Origin of the sequence: Demequina sp. B12, from assembly GCF_028823635.1 — a bacterium.
GTDB lineage: Bacteria > Actinomycetota > Actinomycetes > Actinomycetales > Demequinaceae > Demequina.
Map to the genome: position 1 here is coordinate 130,679 of NZ_JAPEHU010000001.1, position 25,801 is coordinate 156,479.

25 protein-coding genes are annotated in these 25,801 nt (G+C 64.4%); 11 read left to right on the forward strand and 14 right to left on the reverse strand.

Features of this window, described 5'->3' with window-relative positions; genetic code table 11:
- Nucleotides 1–92 precede the first annotated feature (92 nt).
- From purM to ON058_RS00770, 12 genes are all read right to left on the reverse strand, one after another.
- Nucleotides 93–1,205, reverse strand: a complete 1,113-nt coding sequence (gene purM, locus ON058_RS00715) for a phosphoribosylformylglycinamidine cyclo-ligase (protein WP_274667110.1) — start codon at nt 1,203–1,205, stop codon at nt 93–95.
- Nucleotides 1,202–2,677, reverse strand: a complete 1,476-nt coding sequence (gene purF, locus ON058_RS00720) for an amidophosphoribosyltransferase (protein WP_274667111.1) — start codon at nt 2,675–2,677, stop codon at nt 1,202–1,204. Before purF ends, purM begins: the two co-directional genes overlap by 4 nt.
- Before the next feature lie 106 nt (nt 2,678–2,783).
- The gene (locus ON058_RS00725; RefSeq protein WP_274667112.1) at nt 2,784–3,656 is read right to left on the reverse strand and encodes an ABC transporter ATP-binding protein; all 873 of its coding nucleotides are present in this window, start codon (nt 3,654–3,656) and stop codon (nt 2,784–2,786) included.
- Complete coding sequence (locus tag ON058_RS00730) at nt 3,656–4,642, reverse strand: ABC transporter ATP-binding protein (protein ID WP_274667113.1); 987 nt, start codon at nt 4,640–4,642, stop codon at nt 3,656–3,658. Before ON058_RS00730 ends, ON058_RS00725 begins: the two co-directional genes overlap by 1 nt.
- Nucleotides 4,639–5,637 (reverse strand): ABC transporter permease, encoded by a 999-nt coding sequence (locus ON058_RS00735; protein ID WP_274667114.1) that lies wholly within the window; start codon nt 5,635–5,637, stop codon nt 4,639–4,641. Before ON058_RS00735 ends, ON058_RS00730 begins: the two co-directional genes overlap by 4 nt.
- Nucleotides 5,630–6,619, reverse strand: a complete 990-nt coding sequence (locus ON058_RS00740) for an ABC transporter permease (protein WP_274667115.1) — start codon at nt 6,617–6,619, stop codon at nt 5,630–5,632. Before ON058_RS00740 ends, ON058_RS00735 begins: the two co-directional genes overlap by 8 nt.
- 80 nt (nt 6,620–6,699) lie before the next feature.
- Nucleotides 6,700–8,430 carry an ABC transporter substrate-binding protein gene (locus ON058_RS00745; RefSeq protein WP_274667116.1) on the reverse strand — a complete coding sequence of 577 codons (1,731 nt, stop codon included), beginning with the start codon at nt 8,428–8,430 and terminating at the stop codon, nt 6,700–6,702.
- 488 nt (nt 8,431–8,918) lie between these two features.
- Nucleotides 8,919–9,278, reverse strand: a complete 360-nt coding sequence (locus tag ON058_RS00750) for a hypothetical protein (RefSeq protein ID WP_274667117.1) — start codon at nt 9,276–9,278, stop codon at nt 8,919–8,921.
- A 9-nt stretch (nt 9,279–9,287) separates the two neighbouring features.
- On the reverse strand, nt 9,288–9,674 hold the full coding sequence (locus tag ON058_RS00755; RefSeq protein WP_274667118.1) for a sterol carrier family protein: 387 nt from the start codon (nt 9,672–9,674) through the stop codon (nt 9,288–9,290).
- A 20-nt stretch (nt 9,675–9,694) separates the two neighbouring features.
- Nucleotides 9,695–11,998, reverse strand: coding sequence for a phosphoribosylformylglycinamidine synthase subunit PurL (purL, locus tag ON058_RS00760; protein ID WP_274667119.1), 2,304 nt, complete (start codon nt 11,996–11,998; stop codon nt 9,695–9,697).
- Between the two features lie 116 nt (nt 11,999–12,114).
- Nucleotides 12,115–12,933 carry a hypothetical protein gene (locus ON058_RS00765; RefSeq protein WP_274667120.1) on the reverse strand — a complete coding sequence of 273 codons (819 nt, stop codon included), beginning with the start codon at nt 12,931–12,933 and terminating at the stop codon, nt 12,115–12,117.
- Between the two features lie 357 nt (nt 12,934–13,290).
- On the reverse strand, nt 13,291–13,683 hold the full coding sequence (locus tag ON058_RS00770; protein WP_274667121.1) for a hypothetical protein: 393 nt from the start codon (nt 13,681–13,683) through the stop codon (nt 13,291–13,293).
- A gap of 123 nt (nt 13,684–13,806) precedes the next feature.
- On the opposite strand from ON058_RS00770, the gene ON058_RS00775 reads away from it, so the two are divergent.
- From ON058_RS00775 to ON058_RS00800, 6 genes are all read left to right on the forward strand, one after another.
- The gene (locus tag ON058_RS00775) at nt 13,807–14,304 is read left to right on the forward strand and encodes a hypothetical protein (protein WP_274667122.1); all 498 of its coding nucleotides are present in this window, start codon (nt 13,807–13,809) and stop codon (nt 14,302–14,304) included.
- Nucleotides 14,305–14,366: 62 nt separating this feature from the next.
- On the forward strand, nt 14,367–15,212 hold the full coding sequence (locus ON058_RS00780; protein ID WP_274667123.1) for a sensor histidine kinase: 846 nt from the start codon (nt 14,367–14,369) through the stop codon (nt 15,210–15,212).
- Complete coding sequence (locus ON058_RS00785; protein WP_274667124.1) at nt 15,209–15,706, forward strand: phosphoribosyltransferase; 498 nt, start codon at nt 15,209–15,211, stop codon at nt 15,704–15,706. The genes ON058_RS00780 and ON058_RS00785 overlap by 4 nt, the downstream gene beginning before the upstream one ends.
- Nucleotides 15,706–16,359, forward strand: a complete 654-nt coding sequence (locus ON058_RS00790) for a response regulator transcription factor (RefSeq protein WP_274667125.1) — start codon at nt 15,706–15,708, stop codon at nt 16,357–16,359. Before ON058_RS00785 ends, ON058_RS00790 begins: the two co-directional genes overlap by 1 nt.
- Before the next feature lie 82 nt (nt 16,360–16,441).
- Nucleotides 16,442–17,206, forward strand: coding sequence for an ABC transporter ATP-binding protein (locus ON058_RS00795; protein WP_274667126.1), 765 nt, complete (start codon nt 16,442–16,444; stop codon nt 17,204–17,206).
- 106 nt (nt 17,207–17,312) lie between these two features.
- Nucleotides 17,313–19,415 carry an FtsX-like permease family protein gene (locus tag ON058_RS00800; RefSeq protein WP_274667127.1) on the forward strand — a complete coding sequence of 701 codons (2,103 nt, stop codon included), beginning with the start codon at nt 17,313–17,315 and terminating at the stop codon, nt 19,413–19,415.
- A 15-nt stretch (nt 19,416–19,430) separates the two neighbouring features.
- Here ON058_RS00800 and ON058_RS00805 read toward each other — a convergent pair whose 3' ends face one another.
- A complete protein-coding gene (locus tag ON058_RS00805) occupies nt 19,431–19,829 on the reverse strand; it encodes a VOC family protein (RefSeq protein ID WP_342452936.1) in 399 nt (132 codons plus the stop codon).
- Nucleotides 19,826–20,110, reverse strand: coding sequence for a helix-turn-helix transcriptional regulator (locus ON058_RS00810; RefSeq protein WP_274667128.1), 285 nt, complete (start codon nt 20,108–20,110; stop codon nt 19,826–19,828). The genes ON058_RS00805 and ON058_RS00810 overlap by 4 nt, the downstream gene beginning before the upstream one ends.
- A 107-nt stretch (nt 20,111–20,217) precedes the next feature.
- Between ON058_RS00810 and ON058_RS00815 the strand changes: the two genes are divergently transcribed.
- The 5 genes from ON058_RS00815 to metZ all read left to right on the forward strand — a co-directional run bounded on the left by ON058_RS00815 (nt 20,218) and on the right by metZ (nt 25,800).
- Nucleotides 20,218–20,634, forward strand: a complete 417-nt coding sequence (locus ON058_RS00815; RefSeq protein ID WP_274667129.1) for a rhodanese-like domain-containing protein — start codon at nt 20,218–20,220, stop codon at nt 20,632–20,634.
- A gap of 203 nt (nt 20,635–20,837) precedes the next feature.
- On the forward strand, nt 20,838–21,908 hold the full coding sequence (locus ON058_RS00820; protein ID WP_274667130.1) for an iron ABC transporter substrate-binding protein: 1,071 nt from the start codon (nt 20,838–20,840) through the stop codon (nt 21,906–21,908).
- A complete protein-coding gene (locus tag ON058_RS00825) occupies nt 21,908–23,443 on the forward strand; it encodes an iron ABC transporter permease (protein ID WP_274667131.1) in 1,536 nt (511 codons plus the stop codon). Before ON058_RS00820 ends, ON058_RS00825 begins: the two co-directional genes overlap by 1 nt.
- Nucleotides 23,440–24,561 (forward strand): ABC transporter ATP-binding protein, encoded by a 1,122-nt coding sequence (locus ON058_RS00830; RefSeq protein WP_274667132.1) that lies wholly within the window; start codon nt 23,440–23,442, stop codon nt 24,559–24,561. The genes ON058_RS00825 and ON058_RS00830 overlap by 4 nt, the downstream gene beginning before the upstream one ends.
- A 21-nt stretch (nt 24,562–24,582) precedes the next feature.
- The gene (gene metZ / locus ON058_RS00835; RefSeq protein ID WP_274667133.1) at nt 24,583–25,800 is read left to right on the forward strand and encodes an O-succinylhomoserine sulfhydrylase; all 1,218 of its coding nucleotides are present in this window, start codon (nt 24,583–24,585) and stop codon (nt 25,798–25,800) included.
- The last annotated feature ends 1 nt before the right edge of the window (nt 25,801 follow it).

Genomic DNA, 25,801 nt, shown 5'->3' on the forward strand with positions numbered 1-25,801 from the left:
GCCGGAACGTGGGAGCGGGGACCGGAACGTGGGAGCGGAGTGCACGAGGCACAGAGCGCAGGTGCACGCGGTGGTGCCAGCGCAGCGAACGCTTACGCCCGGTATGCGCCGCTGAGGTACACCGCGCCGCCGTCAACGCCCTTGGCGCCGCGCACGGTGTCGCCGGAAGTACCGCGACCGTCGTCGGCCACAATCCCGCCGAGCGTCCATGCAGGAACTCCAGCAGCCCCGGAGGCAGAGATGAGCGCATCGGCATCTTCAGGAGCCACTACGGCGACCATGCCCACGCCCATGTTGAGGGTGGATTCCAGGTCGTTCCACGGCACCTGACCGGCACCCTGCACCACGGAGAACACTGCAGGCAAGTCCCAGGCGTCGCGCGCCACGGTGGCAGCGAGGCCCTTGGGGAGCACACGGGCCACGTTTGCTGCGAGGCCACCGCCGGTGACGTGGGAGAACGCTCGCAGCCCAGGAGTGGACTCGGCGAGGCGGACACACAACTGTGCGTAGATCCGCGTGGGAACCAGAAGTTCCTCTCCGACAGTGCGGCCTAGATCTTCCAGGTGGGTGTCGAGCGACCAGCCAGCGTGGTCGACGACTCGCCGGACCAGTGAGTAGCCGTTGGAGTGGAGACCCGACGATGCCATGGCCACCACCACGTCGCCCTCGCGGACGCGCTCGGCTCCCAGCACAGCATCGGCTTCCACCACACCGACGGCGGCGCCTGCGACGTCGTAGTCGTCTGCGTCCATGACGCCCGGGTGTTCTGCGGTCTCGCCGCCGACAAGCGCGGTACCTGCCATTTCGCAGCCCTCTGCGATGCCGCGGACGATGTCTGCGATCCGCTCAGGGACCACTTTGCCGCAGGCGATGTAGTCAGTCATGACGAGCGGCTTGGCGCCGCACACCACGATGTCGTCAATGACCATGGCGACAAGGTCCTGGCCGATGGTGTCATGCACGTCCAGAGCGCGAGCGATCACGATCTTGGTGCCCACACCGTCAGTAGATGACGCGAGTAGGGGGCGCTTGTACTCCTTGAGGGCCGATGCGTCGAAGAGGCCCGCGAAGGCCCCCACCCCACCCAGAACTTCGGGGCCGTGGGTACGGGATACGGCGTCCTTCATGAGTTCAACGGCACGGTCGCCGGCCTCGGTGTCGACGCCTGCGCCGGCGTAGGTGATCGGCTCGTTGGACTGGGTCACGGAGAAACCTCCACAGGCTGGCTGGCGAGCAGGTGCTTGGCGTTAACTGGCGGTTCGATGGGGTACTCGCCGGTGAAGCATGCGGTGCAGAGGCGTTCGCGTGACTGTTCGGTCGCGGCGATCATGCCGTCCACGGAAATGTAGCCGAGCGAGTCTGCGCCCAGATCAGCGCGGATCTCCTCGACGGACATCTGCACGCCAATGAGTTCATCTCGGGTCGCGAAGTCGATGCCGTAGAAGCATGGCCATTCGACTGGTGGCGACGAAATCCGCAGGTGGACCTCGGCAGCGCCAGCTTCGCGGAGCATCGCGACGACGGCACGTTGGGTATTACCGCGGACGATGGAGTCATCGACGACGACGAGGCGCTTGCCTTCGATCTGCTCCCGCAGCGGGTTGAGCTTGAGGCGGATACCGAGCTGACGGAGGGTCTGCGACGGCTGAATGAAGGTGCGTCCCACGTACGCATTCTTGACGAGACCCTGGCCGAACTTGATTCCCGACTCTTGGGCGTATCCCACTGCTGCTGGCGTACCGGACTCCGGCGTTGGCATCACCATGTCTGCCTCGACGGGGTACTCGCGGGCCAGTTGACGTCCCATTTCCACGCGGGCTGCGTGAAGCGAACGGCCATTGATGGTGGTGTCGGGTCGTGCCAGGTACACGTATTCGAAGATGCAGCCCTTGGGGTCTGCCTTGGCGAAGTGCTGAGAGTGCACGCCGTCGCCGTTGATGGTGAGGAACTCGCCGGGCTCCACTTCCCGCTCAAATACGGCGCCGACGATGTCGAGGGCAGCGGTTTCGGAGGCAACGACCCAGCCACCTGAAGGGACCTTGCCTAGGACCAGGGGACGCACTCCTTGCGGGTCGCGTGCCGCATAAAGGGTGTCTTCATCGGTGAAGACGAGGCAGAAGGCGCCTTCCACGTGGGGCAGCAACTCGATGGCGGTTTCTGCGAGCGTGTCGTAGCGGTCCCATCCGAGCAGCGCGGTAAGGATGGCGGTGTCGGTGCAGCCGCCGCCGTGCATCGCTTCGCGACGGTCATGTCCCAGGCGTTCCTCAACGAGGTCGAGCAGCCGGTGAGTGTTGGTGAGGTTGCCGTTGTGACCCAGCGCCACCGTGCCATGTTTTGTTGGCCCGAGCGTGGGTTGGGCGTTGGCCCAGGTGGAGGCACCCGTGGTCGAGTACCGCGCGTGGCCGACGGCGATGTGTCCGGTCAGCGCCGACAGCGCGGCTTCGTCGAACACCTGAGATACCAGGCCCATGTCCTTGTAGACAAGGAGTTTGTCACCGTTGGAGGTCGCGATTCCTGCGGACTCTTGTCCACGGTGTTGGAGTGCGTAGAGACCAAAGTAGGTGAGCTTCGCCACCTCTTCGTTCGGGGCGTAGATCCCGAAGACTCCGCAGGCATCCTGCGGACCCTGGTCTTGGGGGTCTAGCTCATGTGTAAGTAGGCCGTCACCGCGAGGCATCAGCGGTCCTCCTGAGGGGGAAGCTGGGGGTCACGGCACTAGTGTCCCACACGGCCGATGCCCCGCCGCCCTTCTCTACGTCGGGGCACCGACCGCTGGGAGTTTTTCAGGTCCCGGAGTCGGTGAGAGATGCGCGCACCTCATCGCGCATCTGTCCCAGACGGTCCGGGTCCGGGGCTGCTTGCAGCAGCGTCTTGGTGTACTCGTGCTGCGGGTTCAGGATCACCTCGTCGGAGGGTCCGCGCTCCACGACATCACCGCGGTACATCACCATGATCTCGTCAGAGAAGTGGCGCGCGGTGGCGAGGTCGTGGGTGATGTAGAGAACGCCGAGGTTCTCTTCCCGCTGCAGTCGAGCCAGGAGATTCAACACTCCGAGTCGGATCGACACGTCGAGCATGGAGACAGGTTCGTCTGCGATGAGGAAGCGACTTCCGGGGGCGAGCGCGCGTGCGATAGCGACGCGCTGACGCTGTCCACCTGAGAGCTCGTGGGGACGGCGCTTGGCGATGTCCTTGGCTGGCTCAAGGTTGACGCGCTCGAGGAGTTCGATCACCCGCTCGTCCACGGTCTGCCCGGGCTCGACCGCTTTGTGAATGCGCAGCGGGCGTTCGAGGTGGTGGGCGATGGTGTGGAACGGGTTGAGCGACGCGAATGGGTCCTGGAACACCATCTGGACGTCTTTGCGGTATCGCTTGAGCGCAGGCCCGCGCTTGGGCACCGCGCGACCGTCGATGAGGACTTCACCGGACGTGGGTCGTTCCAGTTGGAGGATGGTCTTCGCGATCGTGGACTTTCCTGAGCCGGACTCACCCACGAGCGCGATGGTCTTGCCTGGCTCAAGCGTGAAGGACACGTCGTTGACCGCGCGCAAGGTCTTGTGCGCGCCGCGTACCCGGTACTCCTTGACGACGTTGCGGAACTCGAGGGTCCCGCTCTTCTTGTCCTGCGTGGAGTCGGACTGGGGGGTGTCGGTCATCACTGGTCCTCTCCGCCGCGCACGAAGGCACCGCGTTCGCCCGTGAGGCTGGGGAAGGAGCTGAGGAGCTTCTTCGTGTACTCGTGTTGGGCGTTGGTGTAGATCTCCTGGGAGGTGCCCCGCTCGACGATCTTGCCTTCCTTCATGACTGCCACGCGGTCCGAAATCTCGAGGAGCATCGGGAGGTCGTGAGTAATGAAGATGACGGCGAATCCGAAGATCTCGCGCAGACGCATGATCTCGCGGATGATGCCGCGCTGAACCACCACGTCCAGTGCGGTGGTGGGCTCATCCATGATCATCAGCTGCGGTTCGAGAGCGAGCGCCATGGCGATCATGACGCGCTGACGCATACCGCCGGACAACTCGTGGGGGTACGAGTTCACACGGTCAGGATCGACACCCACGAGCGATAGCAGTTCGCGGGCGCGGCCTTCCATCTCGACCTTGGTCATGCCGGGACGGTGAGTGGTGAAGACGTCGAACAGCTGCTTACGGATCTTGATCACGGGGTTCAGGGAGTTCATCGCTCCCTGGAACACCATCGACACCTTGTCCCAACGGAACGCACGGAGGTCATCGCCTTCGAGCGCTAGGACGTCAATGTCGTCGCCATCCTTGTCGTGGAAGGTGACCGTGCCATCGGTCATCAATGCCGGTGCCTTGAGCAGACGGTTGATGCCGTAGGCCAGCGTGGTCTTGCCACAGCCAGATTCGCCGGCCAGGCCCAGAATCTCACCACGGTAGATGGTGAGATCTACGTTGCGGACGGCCTTGACGATCGGGTCCACTTCATATTCGATGCAGACGTTGCGGGCCGTGACAACGACGTCCCTTTCGGCCGATGCGCCGGCGGAGTCGTCCGCGTGGGACGTCGCTTCCGCGTCGGTGATGGGGGCGTCTACTTCCACAGCTGCGCTCTCGGCTTCCGTGGGTTCTGGGGTGACGTCTGCCGGTGCTTCTTTGGTGGCTTGCGTCTCACTCATGCCTTGGCCTCCTGCCTCTTGGCGGCGCGGTCGGCGCGCTTCTGGGCACGTGCAGCGGCCTTCGCCTTGCGCACACGGCGTGCCTCGAGCGGTGCCGAACGGAGCTTGGGGTTAATGACTTCGTCAATGGCGAAGTTGATGAGTGCAAGGGAGCAACCCACCAGTGCCACGGCGATGCCTGGCGGTACGAACCACCACCATGCTCCACGGGTCAATGCGCCACCAGCCTGAGCTTCGTTCAGGATGGTGCCCCAGGAGATCGAACCGGTGGGTCCAAGTCCCAGGTAGGAGAGTCCGGCTTCACCGAGGATCGCGAAGATCACGCCGAACAGGAACTGCCCGGTGAGGAGGGGAAGCAGGTTGGGGAGGATTTCCACGCCGATGACGCGTAGTGGCTTTTCGCCTGCGATGCGCGACGCGGACACATAGTCACGGTTTCTGAGTGACTGCGCTTGGGATCTCAGCACCACTGCAGCGCCGGCCCATCCGGTGATACCCAGGATCACCGCCACGAGCAGTCCGGAGCGTCCGGGTACCAGCGAGGAGATGACGATGGTCAGCGGCAGGCCAGGGATCACCAGCATGACGCCGATGACCAGGGTGAGGATTTCATCGGTCAGTCCGCCCACGTATCCGGCAATCACACCGAACAGAATGGACAGGGTGACGGCGATCAGACCGGCGACGATTCCCACCATGAGCGAGGTGCGGGCACCTGTGGCCATCTGGGAGAACATGTCGTAGCCGAGCGACGTGGTGCCCAGCCAGTGGGTGGAGTCCGGTGGGACCAGGACGGGGTTGTTCGAGTTACGGGGGTCGAACTCGGCGATGATGGGGCCAAAGATCGCAAAGAGCACGATCAGCGACAGCATCGTCGCACCGATGATGAACTTGCCGTTGACGGGCCTACGGACGCGGCGCGTCTCGTCTTTGCCCTTGTCGACCTCTGCGGGGTCGGCCGGCGGCACGGAGGTGGTGGTTGCTACATCAGACATTCTGGCGCGCCCTCGGGTCGATGAGTCCGTAGATCATGTCGGTAATGAACATGGCCACGAGCACTGTGAGTGTGATGACAAGGAACACGCCCTGCATGAGTGCGTAGTCGTTGCCGCGCACTGCGGTGATCATGAGCTTGCCGATTCCGGGGTAGCTGAAGACGGTTTCCATGACCACGAAGCCACCCACCACGAATCCGAGTGCGACACCGAAACCGGCGATCGAGGGAAGCATGGCGTTGCGCGCTGCGTAGGTGGTCATGATGCGGCGCTTCTTGAGGCCCTTGGCTTCAGCGGTGACCACGAAGTCCTCACCGAGCGTAGAGACCATCATGTTGCGCATTCCCAGGAGCCATCCGCCGACCGAGGAGATCACGATCGTGGTGGCGGGCAAGACCGCGTGATAGGCCACGGAGCCTACGAAGTCCCAACTCCATTCGGGGCCGTTAAACATGAAGACGTTGTAGCCACCGATGATGGGGAACCACTGGTTCTGTACCGAGAAGAAGTAGATCAGCACCATCGCGACCCAGAAGTACGGCAGCGACTGCAGGAGCGTGGTGGAGGGGACGATGTGGTCGACCCAGGTGCCACGCTTCCAGCCGGCGAACATTCCGAGCCCGATTCCGACGGTGAAGGAAATGATGGTGGCCATGCCCACCAGGCCGATCGACCACGGCAGAGCCGCGCCGATCAGCTCGGTGACAGGCGTGGGGTAGAACGACACCGAGGTGCCGAGGTCTCCCCTGAAGAGTTGCTGCCAGTACTCGATGTACTGGGTCCACAGTGACGCTTCAGGATTGCCGAAGAGGCGCCTGATGGACTGCAGTTGCGCATCGGTGACATCGCCGTTCCTACTCATCTTCGCGATCAGAATTGCCGCGGGGTCTCCGGGCAACAGTCGCGGGAGGAAGAAGTTGAGCGATATCGCCGCCCAGAGTGTGACTGCGTAGATGACCAATCTGCGACCGATATATCTCATCGTCCGAACTCCTTGGTCTGCGGCCACGCTAGGGTGCGCGGGTGTTCCATCAGGCGCCTCTCCATGTCAGCTAGAACCGATTACTCAGCGCCGCCGAGGCTAGACAGCACCACGCCTGCTGCGCCGGAGCCCCATGCGGGCGGGAAGGCGAACAGGTTGTCTTCCGTGGGCCAGCCGGTGTAGTCGGTCTGGTTGTAGAAGGTCTGCGTGGCGTTGATCACGATCGGGATGTAAGGCAGGTCCCGGACGATCTCTTCCTGAATCACGGCGTAGGCCTCCATCTTGGTGGCCTCGTCGTTGGTGGCTGCGGCTGCCTGGATCTGCTCGTTCACGATGTCGTTGTCGTAGCGCGAGAAGTTCCAGTCACCGGGCTCGAGTGCGGTGCCGGCGGGCGTGGTGGCGTCGCCACCCAGCCAGTCCTTGTACAGCTGGAAGGGGTCGGCCACGGAGGTGCCGATCATTCCACCCATGATGAGCTCGTAGTCGCCGTTGGTACGGCCGTCTGCGAACTCGTTCCAGGACACGGTTGCTGCCGTGACCTTGATGCCGGCTGCTGCAGCCTGCTCTTCGATCAGCTTGGCGGCGTTGTTGAAGTCGGTCCAACCGTCAACGGAGGTCAGCGACATTTCGATGGGGTCGCCGTCCTTGGCGTAGAAGCCGTCGTCACCCTTGGTGTAGCCGGCCTCTTCGAGGATGGCCTGAGCCTCTTCGATGTTGGGCGACTGGGGCGATTCTGCCTCGACGTCGGGCGAGATCCACTTGTCGTCGCGGCCCAGCAGCGCGAACGTGGGCGAGATGGTGCCGGTGAGGCCGACAAACGCCTTGTCCTTGATCGCGGTGCGGTCGATCGCGAGGTTCAGTGCCTGGCGAACGGCCACGTCGGTCTGGTCACCTTCACAGCCGAGGTCGGCGTTGGAGCAGGTGTACAGAACGGCGGGGTCCTGCGGGGTGTTGATGTAGCCGATGCCAGCGTCGATCAGGCCGTCGGGCTCCGGCACGAACATGCCGACCCAGTCGATCTGACCGGTGCGCAGCAGGTCCTCAGCGGACTGGTTGCCGTCGATACCGATGTAGCGAACGTTGGTGACGTTCGGCTCGCCTGCCCAGTAGTCGGGGTTGGCGACACCGGTGTAGTTGGCGTCGGAGATCGAGCCGATCGTGTACGGACCGGTGCCGACGGGCTCAAGGTTGGCGAACTCGAGGGCGGTGTCTTCGATGTCTGCCCACACGTGCTGCGGGATCATCCAGGTCAGACCGAGCACGGAGAGCTCGTTGGTGAACTGGGGCTCGTCGAAGGTCAGGACGACGGTCGAGTCGTCGGTTGCCTCGGCACCGGTGATGTAGTCGGGGCCGGCAATGGAGTTGGTGAACGAGTAGATGACGTCGTCGGTGGTGAAGTCTTCACCGTCGTTCCACTTCACGCCTTCGCGGATCGAGATGGTCAGCTGCGTGCCGTCCTCGTTCCACTCGAAGGATTCACCGAGCAGGGGCTTGGGGTCGCCAGCGCCTGCCTTGTTGTAGTAGAAGAGCGACTCGTACACACCGCCGAGCGCGAGGTGCTGAACCTCGGGCACGAAGGGGTTGAAAGTCTGGTTGATGGGGGTCTGAGCACCTGCCCAGACGACCAGTTCGCGGTCGGTCTTGACACCGGCGCTTGCGCTGTCGGTGGTTTCGCTCGAGGTCGTCGCGTCGGTCGTGGGGTCGTCGGTCGATTCTTCAGCGTCGGAGCAACCCGCCACCAGCAGCGAGAGTCCGGCGACCATCGAGGCGGCAGCGATGACTCGCTTGCGTCCCGTTGTTCGGATCATCATTGGTCCTTTCGGAAGGTCGCCGTGCGACAACTCCGTCACACGGCTATGTGTGCTGACACCCATCCGGTGGAGGGGTGCTGAGCGAGACTTTACGCAGGCCCAAGTAAGGCGATGCAAGTTCCGTCACAGAATCGAAACATCGATACGTTTCGACTGGCATTTCGATCGTAAACGCGCCAGATTTCCGCGCTTTAGTTGCCCATTCCGACTTATCTCAGGCGCCTACGGGTCGCCCACATGGAGACCGCGCACACGCATCGGGCCAGCGCCACCAACCCGCGCCCGAGTGGCAAGAAATGCCTGTTTTAGCAACCCAAAACAGCCAAATGGAGCCATCTCGCGGAGAAGAGGGGCGGGCGGGGGACGATGCCGTGGGTCAGCGACGATGCCGTGGGTCAGCGACGATGCCGGGGGTCAGCGACGAGGCAAGGTGACAGGGGGGCTGCGGGGGGGAGAGAGAGACGTGAGGCGGTGGTGAAGGGCAGGCGTCAGTCGGACGTGGACGAGTCCGCGGCATCACCGGAGGCATCACGGTGAGCCTTGTAGTCACGCACGGTGCCACGATCCATCCCGACCGCGATCACACCAGCCACCAAGCCACCCATCAAAGCAAGCCCAGCACCCATCAGCAGCGCCACAGTGAACGTCCCCACGCCAGTGCTGTTCGGCAACACCACAGCAATCACGATGCCCGCCACGGCACCCAGCACGGCGCCCGTGCCGATCACACGGGCGAACCTGGGAGCCAAACGGAACTGGGCAGGCACCGCATCACGCTCAACGTCCTTGGGCAGCGGCGACGAATCCGAGTTCGCGGGGACGTCGCGGGGCTCTTGGGGAGTAGTCACGCGCCCAGTCTACGACTCGACCAACGGCAGCAGCCCTGACAAGTCAGACCGCTCCCCCGATGCGTCCACCACACCCTCAGCCACAGCATCGGCCCATTGCAGGCGACCGGTGGCGAGCGCTAGCCACACCCCGGCGGACACCTCCACCACCGCAGGCGGAGTGCCACGCCTATGGACGGGACCCTCAATGCACTGCGTGGCACCGAACGGCGGGACACGCACCTCAAGCGAGTTGCCGGGCGCTGTCGCCGCAAGTTCCTCAAGAAGGAACCGCACCGCCGTCGCCGTGGTGGAACGATCAACGCCGGCCGCACCAGACGCATCGCCGCCAGCATCGAGCCACGCGCGCACAGCAGCGCGGCCCTCAGCAAGAGCGATGCGTCGGCGAGCAGCCATCGACCTTAAGCCCTCAACGACTACGCAAAGCGCGCAGGGATGGGCTCCGACCAAGCGGCACGCAGCTCGCTCAACGGCAGATTAAACTGACCCTGCACCTCAAGCGACTCCTCCGGAACCGTGTAGCCAATGCGCACGGCGGGCACGCCACGCGCCTCAAGCATCGCCGTGAAACGAGGCTCGTCCTCACGGATGATGCCCACCAACACGCGGCCCTGCGACTCGGAGAACAACGCCTCCGCAGGAGTCACACCGTCGCGCTCGCACAGTTCATCGAGCACCACACGCGCACCCACGCCATAGCGAAGCGACGCGTGCGCCAGCGCAGCAGCCAGGCCGCCGTCACCAATCTCGCGGGCAGCATCAGCCAACCCGTCACGCGAGGAGGCCACCATGACATCGGCCAGCACCTTCTCTGCCGCGACATCCACGACCGGAGGCAAACCACCCAAGTGTCCGTGGATCTGCGAGTACCGCGAACCGTTCAGGTCAGCACCGGTGGAACCCAAGACGTACAGAATCAGACCATCCTGACGCCAACCCGCCGGGGTCACTCGCTCCACGTCATCCAAAATGCCCAGCATGCCCACGATCGCGGTGGGGTTGATCGACGAGTCAATGCGGCCCGCCTCACCGGTGCCGTTGTACAGCGACACGTTTCCACCGGTCACCGGCACAGCGAGTTCCTTGCACACGTCCGCGAGGCCACGGATCGCCTCAACGAACTGCCACATCGCATCCGGGTCCTCGGGCGAACCAAAGTTCAACCCATCAGTGATGGCTGTGGGCGTCGCACCCGCCACAGCAACCGCACGGTACGCCGCCACAACGGACTGACGCGCACCCTCATAAGGGTCCAACTTGGTGAAGCGATCGTTCGAACGGGTAGCGATCGCCACACCGCGACCAGTCTCCTCATCCACACGGATCACACCCACGCCATCAGGACGGGCCATCGCCGTGTTCCCCTGAACGTAACGGTCGTACTGGTTGGTGATCCACGAACGGTCAGCCATGTTGGGCGACGCCATCAGGTCAATCACAGCCGCACGCAAAGCGTCGCCGGATTCGGGCAGCGGACCCTGGAAAGCATCGGCCTGCAGCCCATCCATCCACGCGGGGCGTGCGTACGGACGGTCGTACGTGGGGCCTTCGTGGGCAACAGTGCGCGGATCCACATCAACGATGCGAACGCCGTGGTGGTCAATGGTGAGACGGCCAGAGTCGTTCACTTCACCCACCACCGAGGACTCCACGTCCCACTTGCGGGTGATCGCCATGAACGCGTCGAGTTTCTCCGGTGTCACGACCGCCATCATGCGTTCCTGCGACTCCGACATCAGGATCTCGCCGGCGTTCAACGTGGGGTCGCGCAGCAGGACGTCGTCCAGCCATACGTGCATGCCGCCGGAACCGTTCGAGGCGAGCTCAGAGGTCGCACACGAGATACCCGCAGCACCCAAGTCCTGAATGCCTTCGACGACGTCCGCGCGGAACAGTTCAAGGCAGCACTCGATGAGCACCTTCTCCATGAACGGGTCACCCACCTGGACGGAGGGACGCTTGGCCGGGACACCGTCTTCAAAGGTCTCCGAGGCCAGGATCGACGCTCCACCGATGCCGTCACCGCCGGTACGCGCACCGAACAGGACCACCTTGTTGCCCGGGCCGTGAGCGGAAGCAAGGTGAATGTCCTCATGCTTCATCACACCCACACACAGGGCGTTGACCAGGGGGTTTCCCTGGAAGCTGGGGTCAAAGATTGATCCGCCGCCGATGTTGGGCAGACCAAGCGAGTTGCCGTAGCCACCGACGCCGCCCACAACGCCGTGGACCACGCGGGAAGTGTCGGGGTGGTCGATGTCACCAAAGCGCAGTTCGTCCATCGCGGCCGCGGGACGGGCACCCATCGCGAGAATGTCGCGCACGATGCCGCCCACACCGGTCGCGGCACCCTGGTAGGGCTCCACATACGACGGGTGATTGTGGGACTCCACCTTGAATGTCACGGCCCAGCCGTCACCGATGTCAACAACACCGGCGTTCTCCCCCATGCCCACCATGAGACGTTCCTTCATCTCTGGGGTGGTCTTCTCACCAAACTGCTTGAGGTGAATCTTGGACGACTTGTACGAGCAGTGCTCGGACCACATCACGGAGTACATCGCCAACTCTGCGGCAGTGGGGCGACGGCCCAGCAACTCCACGATCTGCGCGTACTCGTCAGGCTTGAGGCCCAACTCCGCGAAAGGCATCTCCTGGTCTGGAGTGGCAGCAGCGTCCTCAACGGTGTCGAGGTTCTGGTTTCCGGGTGCGTCCGTCATGTCATCCCTTGGGTGTGTGGCCGGTACGCACGAATCCTACCGGCGCGCGCGAGTTCCTCGGGCCGATGCGTCGGACGGGGCGCCGTATCAACGGCGCCCGGTTGCGATGCTGGAACTTATGGCGTGTAGAGCTCGGGGTCTTCAGGGAGATCCCATGTGACGGTCAACTGACGAAGGGCCTCGTCACGCTCAGAACCAGGTTCGAGATCTGGCTGGTCCTGCCACACGGCTACGCCGTCGAGCGTGGAACCTTCCCAGGTGTAAGGACTCGCGTCCGGGTCGAAGGTGGCGACGAAGCCCGGTGACGAGGCACTGATCTGGGTAGTGTCTTCAAAGTCGAGCATCGCGACAACTTCCGTCAGCGTGCCGTCCGGCTCAACACCCCAGTGGTAGCGGTAGAGGGTTCGACCGCCATCACGCATCACAAAGGGGTCGTCGGCGGCGTTGCAGTAAACGGACTTGGCAGGGTTGGTGTTGTCGGGGGTGAGGTGAAACCGGCACAGTGCCCATCCGGAATGTTCCGAGTACTGATCTGAGTCGACGGCGACAACGAGCCAGGCCCCCGAGTCACCATCAGGGGTTTCGTAGGTCATCAGTCCATCGTCGATGAGATGAACATCAAGCTGTACCCCGTCAGCTCCGAGCGCTTGCACCGTCGCCCCGGCGAGGTCGATCGCAGCCATGTCCTCGAAGTACGGCGGTACCGCATCCGTGATCAGAACCTCGTAGGGGTAGTCGCCGTACTCGGGGCCGGGGTCGTCTCCCAGGTAGGGCCAACGCATGGTGCCGCTGTATCCCGCCCATCCGGGGGCGGCGAACGGAATGGGGAGCACCAACTCTGCGGGGGTCGAATCATCCGACCCGAGCGCATACTGCTCGGACGGCCAGCGCAGTCCCTCGGGATTGCGGACAGTGGCGGTCGCCAGCTGCGACACCCACTCCGATCCGGCTATCGGGGCAGATTCTTCCGAGGTAGGGGTTATGCTGCTCGGGGCTGGGGCAGATGCCTCCGCCACGGTGGTGGCGGCCGGCGCTGTGGGAGAAGCTGTGGTGTCAACCGCGCCGTCAGCACTGCATGCAGCAAGTGCGAGAACCGACGCGCCAAGAACTAGCGGAATCAAGCGTCCGTGCCTGTGAGTCAAGGAAAGCCCCCCGTGGATTGGATGTGCTCGACCCGTTCATCCTGGCACACGGTCGGAAATCCCAGTTGCACCGATCAATTTGGAGGCCCGGCGCACCTCTCGGAGAACCTAGCTGGCGCCACCGCGTGTGGCGCCACAACCAACCGCCGGCTACCGGCGCGCCAGCCGTCGCGCTTCGAGCAGCAAGTCACCGTGCGCGGCGCCTGGAGCTTCGACGTGAAGCAGCTCGGTGCCTTCCCACTCCACACGGGCCACGAGCGGGGACGCGGCTAAGGCATCGGCGAGTGATTCGGAGACCGCACCGCGGTCGAGCCACAGCACGTGGGTAAAACCGTCGCGGCGTGACGTTCCGCAGTCCAGCACCCCAGCATCGTCGATGGGGACGGGAGCACCGCCGGATCCGGCACGGTTGCTGCGAGCGCCACGGCGTCCGGGAAGGCCGTCGTGATCGGCGCGCACGTCAGGTGAGAAGTGCTCGCTTTCCCCCAGGCCGCGGGCGACCTGGTCGAGCACCTCGGGGTTCTCGTTTCGATCTCGCACCATTGCCATACCTGTTTCATCGGCCGCTTGCCCTCAGCGCATGAGGCTTATGTTCCATCAGACCTCATTTGTCCGTGGTTGTGAAGAGGGTAGGCTCCCGCCCACGAAGGTTCGTGAGGAGCGAAGGTGCTAACCAGTAAGTGGAGAGCAAGTGTTCAGACGGCTGCGATTGCACTGCTCGGTGCCCTCGCGACACCGCCGCTGATCGTGAGCGACGACTCCGGCATTGTGGAGTCGGGGTGGTGGGCGTTGATGATCATGTTGTCCACCCCTGCGACGGTGCTGCTGGCTGGCTTGCTCGCAGGCTGGGCACGGCGCTCGTGGCTCGCCACCGTGGACCCCACGAACCCGGCCCCTACGTCACGTCAATCCAAGCCGTCCATGAACTTTCTGCTGGGAGTGAGGGACGGGCTTGCTGCGACGGCCGCGGGCCTGGCGGTGGGCGCCTTGATCCGGCAGTTGTTTGCACAGGGCTGGGGTGGGCAACTCAATGACGGCACGGTGATGGCGTTCCTCACGATCACGGTGATCCTGACAATGGGGCAGGCGTTCGGGTATGCCGTGGCGGCGTTGTCTGACCTGCGTCGCCGTGAACGTGACGCGAACGCGAAACGACGCCGCTAACGCCACTCCTTCCGGTCGCAACGTCCCACTCGGCGGTCCCGACCAGCGCGTACAGTATGCAGATGGAATGGGTTCTCACCGCTGCGCTGGTGGCAGCGCTGGTGGGTGCCAGCCTTTTCGCGATCAACCTGCAGGCCACGCGTCGCAGGGTCTACCGGCTTGAGCATCAGCTCGCCGCGGAACGTGAGACAGAACGCCAACTCGCAGCAACTGCGGAACGTGCGCGCATCGCGCGCGAGATGCATGACGTGGTCGCGCACACCTTGTCTGTAGTGGTGGCCCAAGCGGACGGTGGTCGTTTTGCTGCGAAGGCGGATCCCGCATCGGCCGCCAAGAGTTTGGACATCATCGCTGAGGTGAGCCGTGCGGCGCTGACGGAAATGCGCGCCCTGTTGGGGTTGCTGCGCATGGGCGATGAAGATGCGGCGCTCGGCCCGCAGCCCAGCTTGGATGACATTCCCGCGCTTGTGTCCGCGACCCGCGAGGGTGGGCTGGAATGCAGTTTCGTCACCACAGGGACGCCTCGCACACTACCCATTGGTGCTGGTCTTGCGCTGTACCGCATCACCCAGGAGGGGCTCACCAACGTACTCAAGCACGCAGGCCCCAAAGCCACCACGTATGTGCAGTTGACGTGGATGGACGATGCCGTGGAACTGTGGGTGTCCGACAACGGCCGGGGTGCGGGGGCGCGTGACGACGGCGAAGGCCAGGGCATCGCCGGGATGAAGGAACGCGCGACAGTGTTGGGGGGCACGGTGAGCGCAGGGCCGCGCGCCGGGGGAGGATTTGTGGTGAAGGTTCGCCTGCCGTTGGCGGCGTCGACCACCACAGCACTATCTGCACAGGAGGACACCGCCGCGGAGTCCTCCACGCAGCAACTGACACATGAAGGAGCACAGCAGTGACCACAGACCGGGAAGTGTTGACATGGCAAGGGTTCGGAGATGCGTCCCGGGAACTCGCGCAGGCTGTCGTCGACGACGACTTTGAACCCGATGTAGTGGTGGCGGTGGCGCGTGGTGGCCTACCCATCGGTGGAGCCCTGTCGTATGCGTTGGGAACCAAAGGTGTGGGCACGCTGAACGTCGAGTTCTATACCGGGGTTGACTCCCGTCTGCCCGAGCCGGTGGTGCTTCCGCCGCTGCTCGACACCGACGCGATGGCTGGCCTCAAGGTTCTGGTCGCCGATGACGTGGCCGACACCGGCGAAACCCTCGCGCTGGTGAAGCGCCTCATGGAACAGCACGCGGGTGAGGTCCGCACCGTGGTGCTGTACGCCAAATCACATTCCGTGATCAACCCCGACTATGTCTGGAAGCGCACCGACCAGTGGATCACCTTCCCCTGGTCCGCCCTCCCGCCCGTCACCCCAGGTAAGCCTCACCCCGAAGAGGGCTGATGAGCATTCGGGTGGCGCTGGTCGACGACCAGCAGTTGATCCGTGCGGGATTCCGGATGGTGGTGGACTCGCAAGAGGACATGGAGGTCGTGGCGCAGGCCGGTGATGGGGCCGATGCTGTGGCCACCCTCAGCACGCTGGAACCAGCCGCCGATGTGGTGCTCATGGACGTGCGGATGCCCGGCATGGACGGCATCGAAGCGTGCCGTCAACTCACCGCAGCGACCCCCACCCGTGTGGTGATGCTCACCACCTTCGACCTCGACGAGTACGTGCTCGCTGCGATCAAGGCGGGAGCGAGCGGGTTCCTCCTCAAAGACGCACCCCCGGAGGATCTGCTGGCCGCGATCCGCACCGTCGCCGCAGGAGACGCCGTCATCGCCCCCTCCTCCACCCGTCGCCTGTTGACCAAGGTCGCGCAACTCGACACGGAACCCGCCGACGCATCGGCCCTAGACGCTCTCACCGACCGCGAGCGCGAGGTGCTGGTCCTCATGGCCAAGGGCCGTTCCAACCAAGAAATCTGCGCGGAGCTGTTCCTCGCTGAACCCACGGTCAAAACCCATGTGGGGCGAGTGCTGGCCAAGTTGGGCGCACGCGACCGCGTTCAAGCCGTGGTGACCGCGTACGAGTGTGGGCTCGTGCGACCGTAATACCTGGGTATCACCTCCGCACGCGCAAGAGAATCCCTAGGGACGATGCGCCCTGCACGCTGCCGCGAGTACCTTTCCTGGCATGGGGGATCACACACCTGACACCACAGCCACTCCCGTCGCACTGACCGCGCGGGGCCTCACCAAGACCTACGGCGCCGGCGACGCAGCCGTCACCGCCGTCGATCACGTGGACCTGGACATCCCCGGCGGGACACTCACCGCGGTCATGGGGCCTTCCGGCTCCGGCAAAACCACCCTGGTGCACCTGCTTGCGGGACTGGACCGTCCCGACTCAGGAGAGGTGTGGGTCGGCAACGACCAACTCACCTCACTGAACGACAAGAAACTCGCACGCGTCCGTGGACGCGTCGTGGGGTTCGTGTTCCAAGGGTTCAACCTGATCCACACCATGTCTGGACGCGACAACATCGAGTTGCCGCTCCGGCTCAACCGTCTCCCCCACGACAAAGAATGGCTGTCGACCCTGGTCGACATGCTGGGCATCGAGCGCGAACTTGAGCGCCGGCCCTACGAAATGTCGGGTGGTCAGCAGCAGCGGGTCGCCATCGCCCGCGCGCTGATCACCCGGCCGCGCGTGGTGCTCGCTGACGAGCCCACCGGCAACCTGGACACCCACGCCAGTGCCCAAATCCTGTCCCACCTGCGCACCTCATGCCGGGAACTGGGACAGTCCGTGGTCATGGTCACACATGACCCCGCCGCCGCGTCCTACGCCGGCAAAGTCCTGCTGTTCGCCAACGGGCGTGTGGACGGCCACATCACCGACCCCACACCCGATGCCGTGCTCGCCGGGCTCGACGCACTGGCGGGGGTGCAGCGATGAACCGCATGGGTGCATTCGCCATGCTGGGAGCGCTCCTGATTCGCATCCGCATGGACCGTCTCAGCCCATCGCAGCAACTCGTGGAAGCACAGAAGGTAGGCGTCGCATGATCCGGACACTCGTCAGTCAGCAGCTCAAAGCGCAACGGGTTTACGTCGCTTGGACGACGGCCCTGCTCGCTGCCGCTGCCGCACTCGCGACCTACGCCTGGAGTGCCGCCGCGACTGATGGCGCGCTGACGTCGGCCGCCAACTACGGTCCTGGCATCGACCGCCAGTTCACGGTCTACAGCGAGCTCGTGTCGGAAGCTGACAGCGCAACAATCCCAGGAAGCCCTGGCGTTGCTGTCACCGCAAATGAACTGGTGAGTGTGGTCGATCAGGCGAACAGCGAAGGTGCCCACGCGATGGCGCAAGCGCACGGAGAAGCAACCTGGATGCCCGTCAGTGAGGCCGAGGTTGACGTCACCGACCGCATCACGAACGGCCAGTTCCAGCTCGTCTACGCCTTGGTCGGCGAGGACGCTTGGACGACAACCGTCGCCCACGGCAGTCCGCCCGCGACGGGCGAGATCGTGATTCCCGCTCACGCCGCCCAAGCGCACAGCCTCGCTGTCGGCGACACGGTCAACGTTGGAGTCGCGACATCCGGAGGCGGCACAACAACCTCGGACTTCGACCCTGATGCACCCCTTCTGGCTGTGGTGGAGACACGCACGATCTCTGGCCTGTCATACGACCAGACCAACTGGGCCGGCGTGGAACAGTTTCCGGAACCGTTCTACCTGAACATCGCGGATCCCCTCATCACGGACTCATCACGGGGTGGACCAGTGTGGATGTCCATCAGGTGGGACCACGCCACTCCCACGACTGGTGCCTCACCCGTTTTCGCCGGGGCGGAGTCCTTCTCCACTTCCTCGGGGCCGCTCCAAGTGTTGCCGGTGTGGTTGTGCATCATCATGGTGGGCGGCGTGCTGGTCACGGCGACCGCAACGGGACGCGCCCAGGCGCAGCAACGCGCAAAGTGGACCGCGACCGCCCGTGCACTCGGTGCCACGCGTGGCACGGTTGCGGTCGCGACGATCATCGAGGGCGCTCTGATGGGCATCGTGGCGGCCGCCCTTGGAATCGCTGGGGGCATCGCGGTCGCGCAGCTCCATCTCAACAACGTGTACGCAAGCCTGGCGGCACCACCCCCGGTCGGGATCGATGTTTCTGCAATCCAGATCGGCACGATCACCCTGGTATCCATGCTGTTGGGCCTGTTCATCACGGGCCTGCCTGCGCTGCTCGCTACGCGCGTCCCACCCGCAGCTGCGTTGCAGGACACCAAGGCGGTGGACGAGGTGGAGTTCAGTCGCCGCGTGACCATCTGGCCGGTCGTCGCTGGCTGGCTCGTGGCGGGAGGCGTGGTGGTCTGGATCCTCGCCGACTACTCACCAGGTTCCCTCACCCCGTTCTGGATCGCTGCGAGCATTTTCGCAATCCTGACGTTCACGCTCATGGTGGAGGGTTCGCGCCGTTTGGCAGTGTGGCTGGGAGGGTGGCTGCTCCGCCGCCGCTCCCCCGCAGCCATCAGAGCCGGGCTCGACATGCACGGCCACCCGCGCCAGGCAGCCGCGCTCATGGTGGTGCAGATGGTCACCACGACTGGAATCGCGGGCGTCGGAGCCGCGAGTACCGTCACTGCTGCGTACTGGTACGGCGCTACGCCTGCATACCTCACACTTGCGAAGGCAACCGAGAGCTTCGCGTTTCTCTGGCGCGGCGGCGAGGTCATCGTGACCGTCCTGATCATCGCTTCCGCGCTCTGCGCCGCAGTGTTCGCCGGAACGCAACGGATGTCGAACGCGGACTCCACCACAGCATCGGCCCTGGGCCTGAGCCCCCGCGACACTCGGGCCGCGACTGTGCTGCGGCTCGCACTCCCGCAGGGGATCGGCACGCTCGTCGGAGCCGGCTGCGGATTCGCATGCGGGAGTGCAGTGTTCCTCGTGGCGGACAGTTGGTTGTCGATTTGGACTCAGCCCAGCCAGATCGGCGTCTTCCTCCTCATCGGCGGCGTGATTGTCGCGGCGATGGCTGTCGCCAACCTGACACTTATCGCGCTGACTAGCGTGCCGTGGCTCCTAAGAAAGCGAAGCGCCACCCGGAGACACGACCACGAGGACGTCACCGCAAGCCCGCTGGAAAGCTCGACGCGGTGAGGCCTGGCCCCGTGGCTACGCTGGCACGTTCACTTGAGCGATCTGGATGAGGTTGCCACACGTGTCATCAAACACGGCCGTGGTCACCGGCCCCATGACAGTCGGGGGCTGCGTGAACTCCACTCCCAAGCCCACAAGCCGCTCATACTCACCGTGGCAGTCGTCCACAGCAAAGGATGTCGCTGGAATACCGTCAGCGACAAGACCGTCCTGATAGGGCCCAACGACCGGGTGCGCCGCGGGCTCCAGGAGAAGTTCGAAGGACTCCTCCCCAGGGTTGCCAACGGTGAGCCAGCGGTTGCCGTCTCCCATGTCGATGTCCTGGCGCAACTCAAAGCCGAGCACGGACGTGTAGAAGTCCCGGGCCCGCAACTGATCTGTGACGAACACCGATGCGAGATGAATGCGGATCATGATTCCTCCTGAGGAAGTGGCCAGCGTTGCGCGATTTGCGCCAGTGGGGTGGGGTCGAAGCGGTGTAGGACGGTCCGGCCGTGGCGCCGCCGATGCACCAGGCCGGCGTCGTCGAGCACCTGCACATGCTGGGAGATGGCTTGCCGCGTGAGAGTGATCTGGTGGTCGTAGCGAAGACGGTTGAGGAGTTCGAAGAGCGTCTGTTCGGTGTGGTTTGCGGCCAGCGCATCGAGGATCGCGCGGCGGGTCGGAGCCGCGAGCGCGTCGTACACATCCGTCACAGGTCAACGATAGGCAAGTCCTCACTGGCATGCAAGCCTTCACTTGCCTATCGGGACCCGTAGCCACGCCCCTACACTGGCCAGCGAACCTGCGGGAAGGACCCACCATGACTGACTATGCCGGCGACATCACTCCCACCGCTGCTTGGGAGTTGCTGACCAGCAACCCTGACGCACGCCTCGTTGACGTGCGAACCACTGCCGAATGGCAATGGGTGGGCATTCCCGACACCTCGTCGCTGGGCTACGACCCCATCCTCGTGGAGTGGGTGTCCTATCCCGCGATGTCCCGCAACGTCGACTTCGTGGACCAGCTCCGTGCTGCCTCCATCCCAGAGGGCGCACCGCTGGTGTTCCTGTGCCGTTCCGGACAGCGCTCCATTGACGGCGCAACAGCAGCCACGGCAGCCGGGTTCGGGCCGTCGTACAACATCCTGCACGGCTTCGAAGGTGCACCGAACGCCGACGGCCACCGTGGCGTCGAGGGCTGGAAGGCCGAGGGCCTGCCCTGGAAGCAGGGGTAGGCACTCCGCACAGGGGCAGCGTGGAAGTTCGCTCACGAACGCCGTCCATAACCATCGTCCCTAGCAGGCACATTCCGGACATCTGTGTCCGGTCGTTCCTGGCAGCCAGGGTCGAAATCGAGACTTGGTAAGCGGAGTTATTTTCGTTACAGTTCCCTTGCGCATTTAACTGTCACGCCCGTGACACTCGCGAAAGGATCCCCATGCGTCGCATGATCGTTGGCATTGCTGGACTGTCTGTCCTCGCTGCCGCAGGCTGCTCGACCGCCGAGTCCGAGACCACCTCCGGCACTGAGTCCACCGACTCCGCCACCGCCGCAGCAACCGCTGACGCCACGGTGTCCGACAACGCGGTGGTGCTGTACTCCGGACGCGACGAAGAACTCGTAGGCCCGCTCGTCGAACAGTTCACAGCAGAGACCGGCATCGAGGTCGAGGTGCGTTACGGAAGCACCGGCGAGATCGCAGCGCTCCTGACGGAAGAGGGCGACGCCACCCCAGCAGACGTGTTCCTCTCTCAGGACGCCGGAGCCCTGGGCGCTCTGACCTCTCAGGGCATGTCGGCTACCCTCCCCGACGCCATCACCTCGACCGTCCCCGCGGGATTCACCTCCACGGACGACACCTGGGTTGGCGTCACGGGCCGTGCTCGCGTCATCGCGTACGACTCCGACGTTCTGGACGCGGACGCCGTTCCCACCTCGGTTGACGAACTGACCGACCCCATGTGGGACGGCAAGATCGCATTCCCTCCCGGTAACGCAAGCTTCCAGTCCTTCATCACCGCACTGCGCGTCCTTGAGGGCGAAGAAGCGGCCGATGCTTGGGTTGAGGGCATCGCCGCGAACAACCCGCAGTTCACGGAGAAGAACAGCGCGGCCCTGGAGTTGGTGAACACCGGCGCCGCTGAGCTCGCGCTGATCAACCACTACTACTGGTACCGCGCGGCAGCCGAGGTGGGCGAAGAGAACATGCGCGCACAACTCGCGTTCCTCCCGGGCGATGCAGGCGGCATCGTGAACGTCACGGGTGCGGCATTGCTGCAGACTGCGGCAGATGACGCTGACGCTGTGGCTCTCATCGAGTACCTGGTGTCGGAGGCGGGTCAGCAGTACTTCGTGGATGCCACGTATGAGTACCCGCTGGTGGAAGGCGTTGACGCTCCCGAGGGCCTCCCGGCACTCGACGAACTGGTGAACCCCAACCTTGACCTGTCCGACCTGGAGAGCCTTGACGCTACTCAGGAACTGTTGGCGGCCTACGGTCTGATCTAGTGTCCGTCCGCGCAGCTTCGCGACCCCCGGCACCGCTTGTAGCGGTGGCGGGGGTCGCGGCGTTGCTCGCTGCGATCCCCCTGATCTATGTCGTGGCCAGGACGGGCGCCGCTGGGCTCGACGGGATTGCGGCCGTGTGGGAACGTCCGCGAGTGCCGATGCTCGTGCGCAACACCACCACGTTGGGCGCCAGTGTGGCGGTGGCGTCACTGGTGTCGGGCATTGCGGTGGCGGTCGCGTTGACACGTGTCCGCCTTCCTGCACCTCGAGTGTTCGCCGCGCTCACCGCCCTGCCACTCGCGGTGCCCTCGTACTTGGCAGCGTTCGGCTGGCTCGCGACCTTCCCCACCATTCACGGTTTCTGGCCCGCCTGGTTGGTGTTGACTGCGACCACCACCCCCTACGTCACGCTTCCCGTCGCGGCCTCCCTACGCCAACACGGAGCCGCGCACGCAGAACTCGCCTACTCCCTGGGGCACAGCCGTTGGCGAGTCTTCACCGCAGTGACGTGGCCCTCGATCCGCTCAGCAGCATTCGCCGGCACCTTGCTGGTCTTCCTCTACGTCATCGCGGACTTTGGCGGAGTCTCACTGTTCCGCTACCCCGTACTCTCAACCGCCATCCATCAGGCATACGGCGCCAGCTTTGACCGCTACTACGCAGCGGTGCTCGCAGCCATGCTGGTGCTGCTCGCACTAGTAGTGCTGTGGAGCGAACGGCGAGTCCGCTCCCGCCACCACTTCACCGTGACTCGCACGGCACCCGGCACCCCAGCATCGTCCCCAGCAAAGCGCCTCCTGGCCATGGGAGCGATCTCGCTGGGCCCGGTCCTGGCGATCGGCGTTCCCGTCTTCGCGCTGGTGGTCCGTCTCCTTCAAGCGCAAAGCGTGCGCGAAACGGACCTGGGACGTCTCACAGAGTCGGCCGTCACCACGTTGACGGTGTCCGTGGCGGGCGCAGTGGTCGCAGTGATGCTCGCTATTCCAGTCGCCACTCTGGCCGCGAAGTATCGCGGCCGTCTCGCGACCCTCATCGAAGGAGTGTCGTCCCTCCCCCTGGCCCTGCCAGGCATCGTGGTGGGCCTGGGCTTGGTGTACTTCTCTTTGCGCACGGTGCCCGCGATCTACCAAAACGCCGTGCTCCTGGTCGTGGCATACGGAATCATGTTCATGCCCAAAGCCATCGGCACCATCCGTGCAGCCATGGAACGCGTGCCAGCGGAACTCGAAAATGTGGCAACCACCCTGGGCTACCGCCCGCTCGCAGTGTGGTGGAAAGTCACGGCACGGCTGGCACGCCCAGCCGCCATCACGGCAGGGCTGCTCGTAGCGGTCATCGCCATGAAGGAACTCCCCGCCACCATCATGTTGCGCCCCACCGGCACCAACACGCTCGCCATCGATTTGTGGACGCGGACAGAGATCGCAGAGTACGGTGCCGCAGTGCCCTACGCTCTTGCCCTCCTCGTGATCGCTATGGTCCCCGCGATCGCGCTTGCCCCCCGCACCCCCAGGGCCGCAGCCCCCACACCATGACCGCAGCCCCTACCCCCGCATCGGCCCCCGACCACACGGCGGCCGGCAGTCACGCTCAAGACCCCGCACCACCCGTGAAGGTGCGCGACCTGTCGGTCACGCTCGGAACCACTCACGTCCTCAAGGGCGTCGACCTCGACATCCCCAGCGGCGACCTGGGCGTCATTGTCGGCCCGTCGGGCTGTGGCAAGTCCACCCTGCTGCGCGCTATCGCCGGCCTCCGCACCCCGGATTCCGGCACCATCACCGTAGGCGCGATGACCGTGGACGGTCCGGACGTCCATGTGCCCACCCGGCGTCGCCGCATCGGCTGGGTTCCCCAAGAGGCCACACTGTTGCCCCAACTGACCGTGGGCGAGAACATCGCGTTCGGTCACGAAGGTGCCTTCGGTCGCACCAAACGCAAAGACCGCTCGGCACGTCAAGAGTCCATCGATGTGCTGATGGAAGCCACCGGTTTGGAGGGCCTCCACGACCGCTACCCGGATCAGTTGTCCGGCGGGCAGGCCCAACGTGTGGCACTGGCACGCACGCTTGCCGCACGGCCTCGGCTACTGCTGCTCGACGAACCGTTCGCTGCGCTCGACCCACCCTTGCGGCTAGGGCTGCGGGACGTGGTGCGGGACTTGCTGCACGAGTTCGGCATCACCGGAATCATGGTGACGCACGACCAAGAAGAAGCCCTCACCACGGGTGACGTGGTCGCGATCATGCGTGACGGTGTCATGGAACAGCAAGGTGCACCCGCCGCGGTATACGCCCATCCGGCGTCGGCGTGGGCGGCATCGTTCCTTGGCGAAGCGGTGTTCCTGACGGGCGCCGCGCACGATGGCTCCGTCACAACCCCGCTGGGGTCCATTGCGCTCGAACAACCTGTGACAGGTGACGTCCGCGTGGTGATCCGGCCGGAACAAGTCGTGGTGCATCCCGATGGTGTGATGGGCGGAGTGCTGCCGGCAACGGTGACGCGGGTGCGGTTCGGAGGGCACGATGCCCTCGTCGAGCTTGTGGCGGGCGATGGCACGACCTACCTATCAAGGGTTCATGCGCGTGAGGTTCCGGTCGTGGGTGACCAGGTGACGTTATCTGTGCTGGGGGACGCCGTAGTGGTGGACTAGCGGCGCGCTAGTCTGAACCCCATGACGGAACTGCCCAAGAACCTCAGTACTGACACTCTTGCCCTGCACTCCGGTATCCACCGGTCTGAGGCGAACGAGATGTCGGAGGGCATGTTCCTGACGCAGGGTTACGCCTACGACAACGCCGAGCAGGCACGTGATGCGTTCGCGGGCGACATCGACATCTACATGTATTCGCGGTACGCCAACCCCACGGTCACGATGTTTGAGGAGCGCCTTGCCGCGATCGAGGGTGCGGAGCGTGCGTTCGCAACGTCCACCGGCATGAGTGCCGTGTTTGTGTCGTTGGGTTCGATCCTGGCGGCGGGCGACCGCCTGGTTGCAGCGAAGGCCCTGTTTGGCTCCACACTGCAGACGTTCACCAACTTCTTTGAGAAGTGGGGCATCCAGATTGACTACGTGGATGCGACGGACAACGCGGATTGGGAGCGTGCCCTCGCCACTCCCGCAAAGGCCGTGTTCATCGAGTCCCCCACGAACCCCATGCAGGACATCGTGGATATTCCGTTCGTGGCGTCATTGTCGAAGGCCGCGGGCGCGCTCCTCATTGTGGACAACGTGTTTGCGACGCCGTTGGGTCAGAAGCCGCTGCAGCTGGGGGCCGATGCTGTCGTGTACTCCGCGACCAAGCACATTGACGGCCAGGGCCGGGTTCTGGGTGGAGCGATTTTGGGCTCCGCTGAGTACATTGATGGCCCGGTGAAGCTGATGGTCCGCAACATGGGTGCCACGATCTCTCCGTTTAATGCGTGGGTGTTGGGTAAGGGTCTGGAGACTTTGGCGGTGCGGGTGCGTCACCAGGCTGCGAACGCCATGAACTTGGCGGCGTGGCTTGAGCAACACCCGGGTGTTGAGTCTGTGCGTTACCCGCTGCTGCCGTCACACCCGCAGCATGAGCGGGCCGTGAAACAGATGACGTTGGGCGGCACGTTGGTGACGTTGAACCTGGCGGTGGGTGACGGTACTGACCCGGCGGGAGCGGAGGCTCAGGCTGCGGCGTTCCGTTTCATGAACGCCTTGAAGTTGTTCACGCCGTCGAACAACTTGGGCGACGCCAAGTCGATCTCCACGCATCCGGCGACCACGACTCACAACAAACTCACTCCTGAGGGCCGCGCAGAGGTCGGCATCTACGAAACCACGGTGCGCTTGTCGATCGGCCTGGAAGACGTGGAGGACTTGCGTCGTGATCTAGAAGGCGCGCTCGACGCCGTCTAAC

What these genes read in the sequence shown, in the direction of transcription:
- ON058_RS00745 (WP_274667116.1), bottom strand. Translation starts at nt 8,430, where the DNA reads ATGATGATCCGAACAACGGGACGCAAGCGAGTCATCGCTGCCGCCTCG.
- ON058_RS00725 (WP_274667112.1), bottom strand. Translation starts at nt 3,656, where the DNA reads ATGACCGACACCCCCCAGTCCGACTCCACGCAGGACAAGAAGAGCGGG.
- ON058_RS00805 (WP_342452936.1), bottom strand. Translation starts at nt 19,829, where the DNA reads ATGATCCGCATTCATCTCGCATCGGTGTTCGTCACAGATCAGTTGCGG.
- ON058_RS00735 (WP_274667114.1), bottom strand. Translation starts at nt 5,637, where the DNA reads ATGTCTGATGTAGCAACCACCACCTCCGTGCCGCCGGCCGACCCCGCA.
- metZ (WP_274667133.1), top strand. Translation starts at nt 24,583, where the DNA reads ATGACGGAACTGCCCAAGAACCTCAGTACTGACACTCTTGCCCTGCAC.
- ON058_RS00815 (WP_274667129.1), top strand. Translation starts at nt 20,218, where the DNA reads ATGACTGACTATGCCGGCGACATCACTCCCACCGCTGCTTGGGAGTTG.
- ON058_RS00780 (WP_274667123.1), top strand. Translation starts at nt 14,367, where the DNA reads ATGGAATGGGTTCTCACCGCTGCGCTGGTGGCAGCGCTGGTGGGTGCC.
- ON058_RS00740 (WP_274667115.1), bottom strand. Translation starts at nt 6,619, where the DNA reads ATGAGATATATCGGTCGCAGATTGGTCATCTACGCAGTCACACTCTGG.
- ON058_RS00790 (WP_274667125.1), top strand. Translation starts at nt 15,706, where the DNA reads ATGAGCATTCGGGTGGCGCTGGTCGACGACCAGCAGTTGATCCGTGCG.
- ON058_RS00830 (WP_274667132.1), top strand. Translation starts at nt 23,440, where the DNA reads ATGACCGCAGCCCCTACCCCCGCATCGGCCCCCGACCACACGGCGGCC.
- ON058_RS00770 (WP_274667121.1), bottom strand. Translation starts at nt 13,683, where the DNA reads ATGGTGCGAGATCGAAACGAGAACCCCGAGGTGCTCGACCAGGTCGCC.
- ON058_RS00755 (WP_274667118.1), bottom strand. Translation starts at nt 9,674, where the DNA reads ATGGCTGCTCGCCGACGCATCGCTCTTGCTGAGGGCCGCGCTGCTGTG.
- ON058_RS00730 (WP_274667113.1), bottom strand. Translation starts at nt 4,642, where the DNA reads ATGAGTGAGACGCAAGCCACCAAAGAAGCACCGGCAGACGTCACCCCA.
- ON058_RS00820 (WP_274667130.1), top strand. Translation starts at nt 20,838, where the DNA reads ATGCGTCGCATGATCGTTGGCATTGCTGGACTGTCTGTCCTCGCTGCC.
- ON058_RS00795 (WP_274667126.1), top strand. Translation starts at nt 16,442, where the DNA reads ATGGGGGATCACACACCTGACACCACAGCCACTCCCGTCGCACTGACC.
- ON058_RS00800 (WP_274667127.1), top strand. Translation starts at nt 17,313, where the DNA reads ATGATCCGGACACTCGTCAGTCAGCAGCTCAAAGCGCAACGGGTTTAC.
- purF (WP_274667111.1), bottom strand. Translation starts at nt 2,677, where the DNA reads ATGCCTCGCGGTGACGGCCTACTTACACATGAGCTAGACCCCCAAGAC.
- purL (WP_274667119.1), bottom strand. Translation starts at nt 11,998, where the DNA reads ATGACGGACGCACCCGGAAACCAGAACCTCGACACCGTTGAGGACGCT.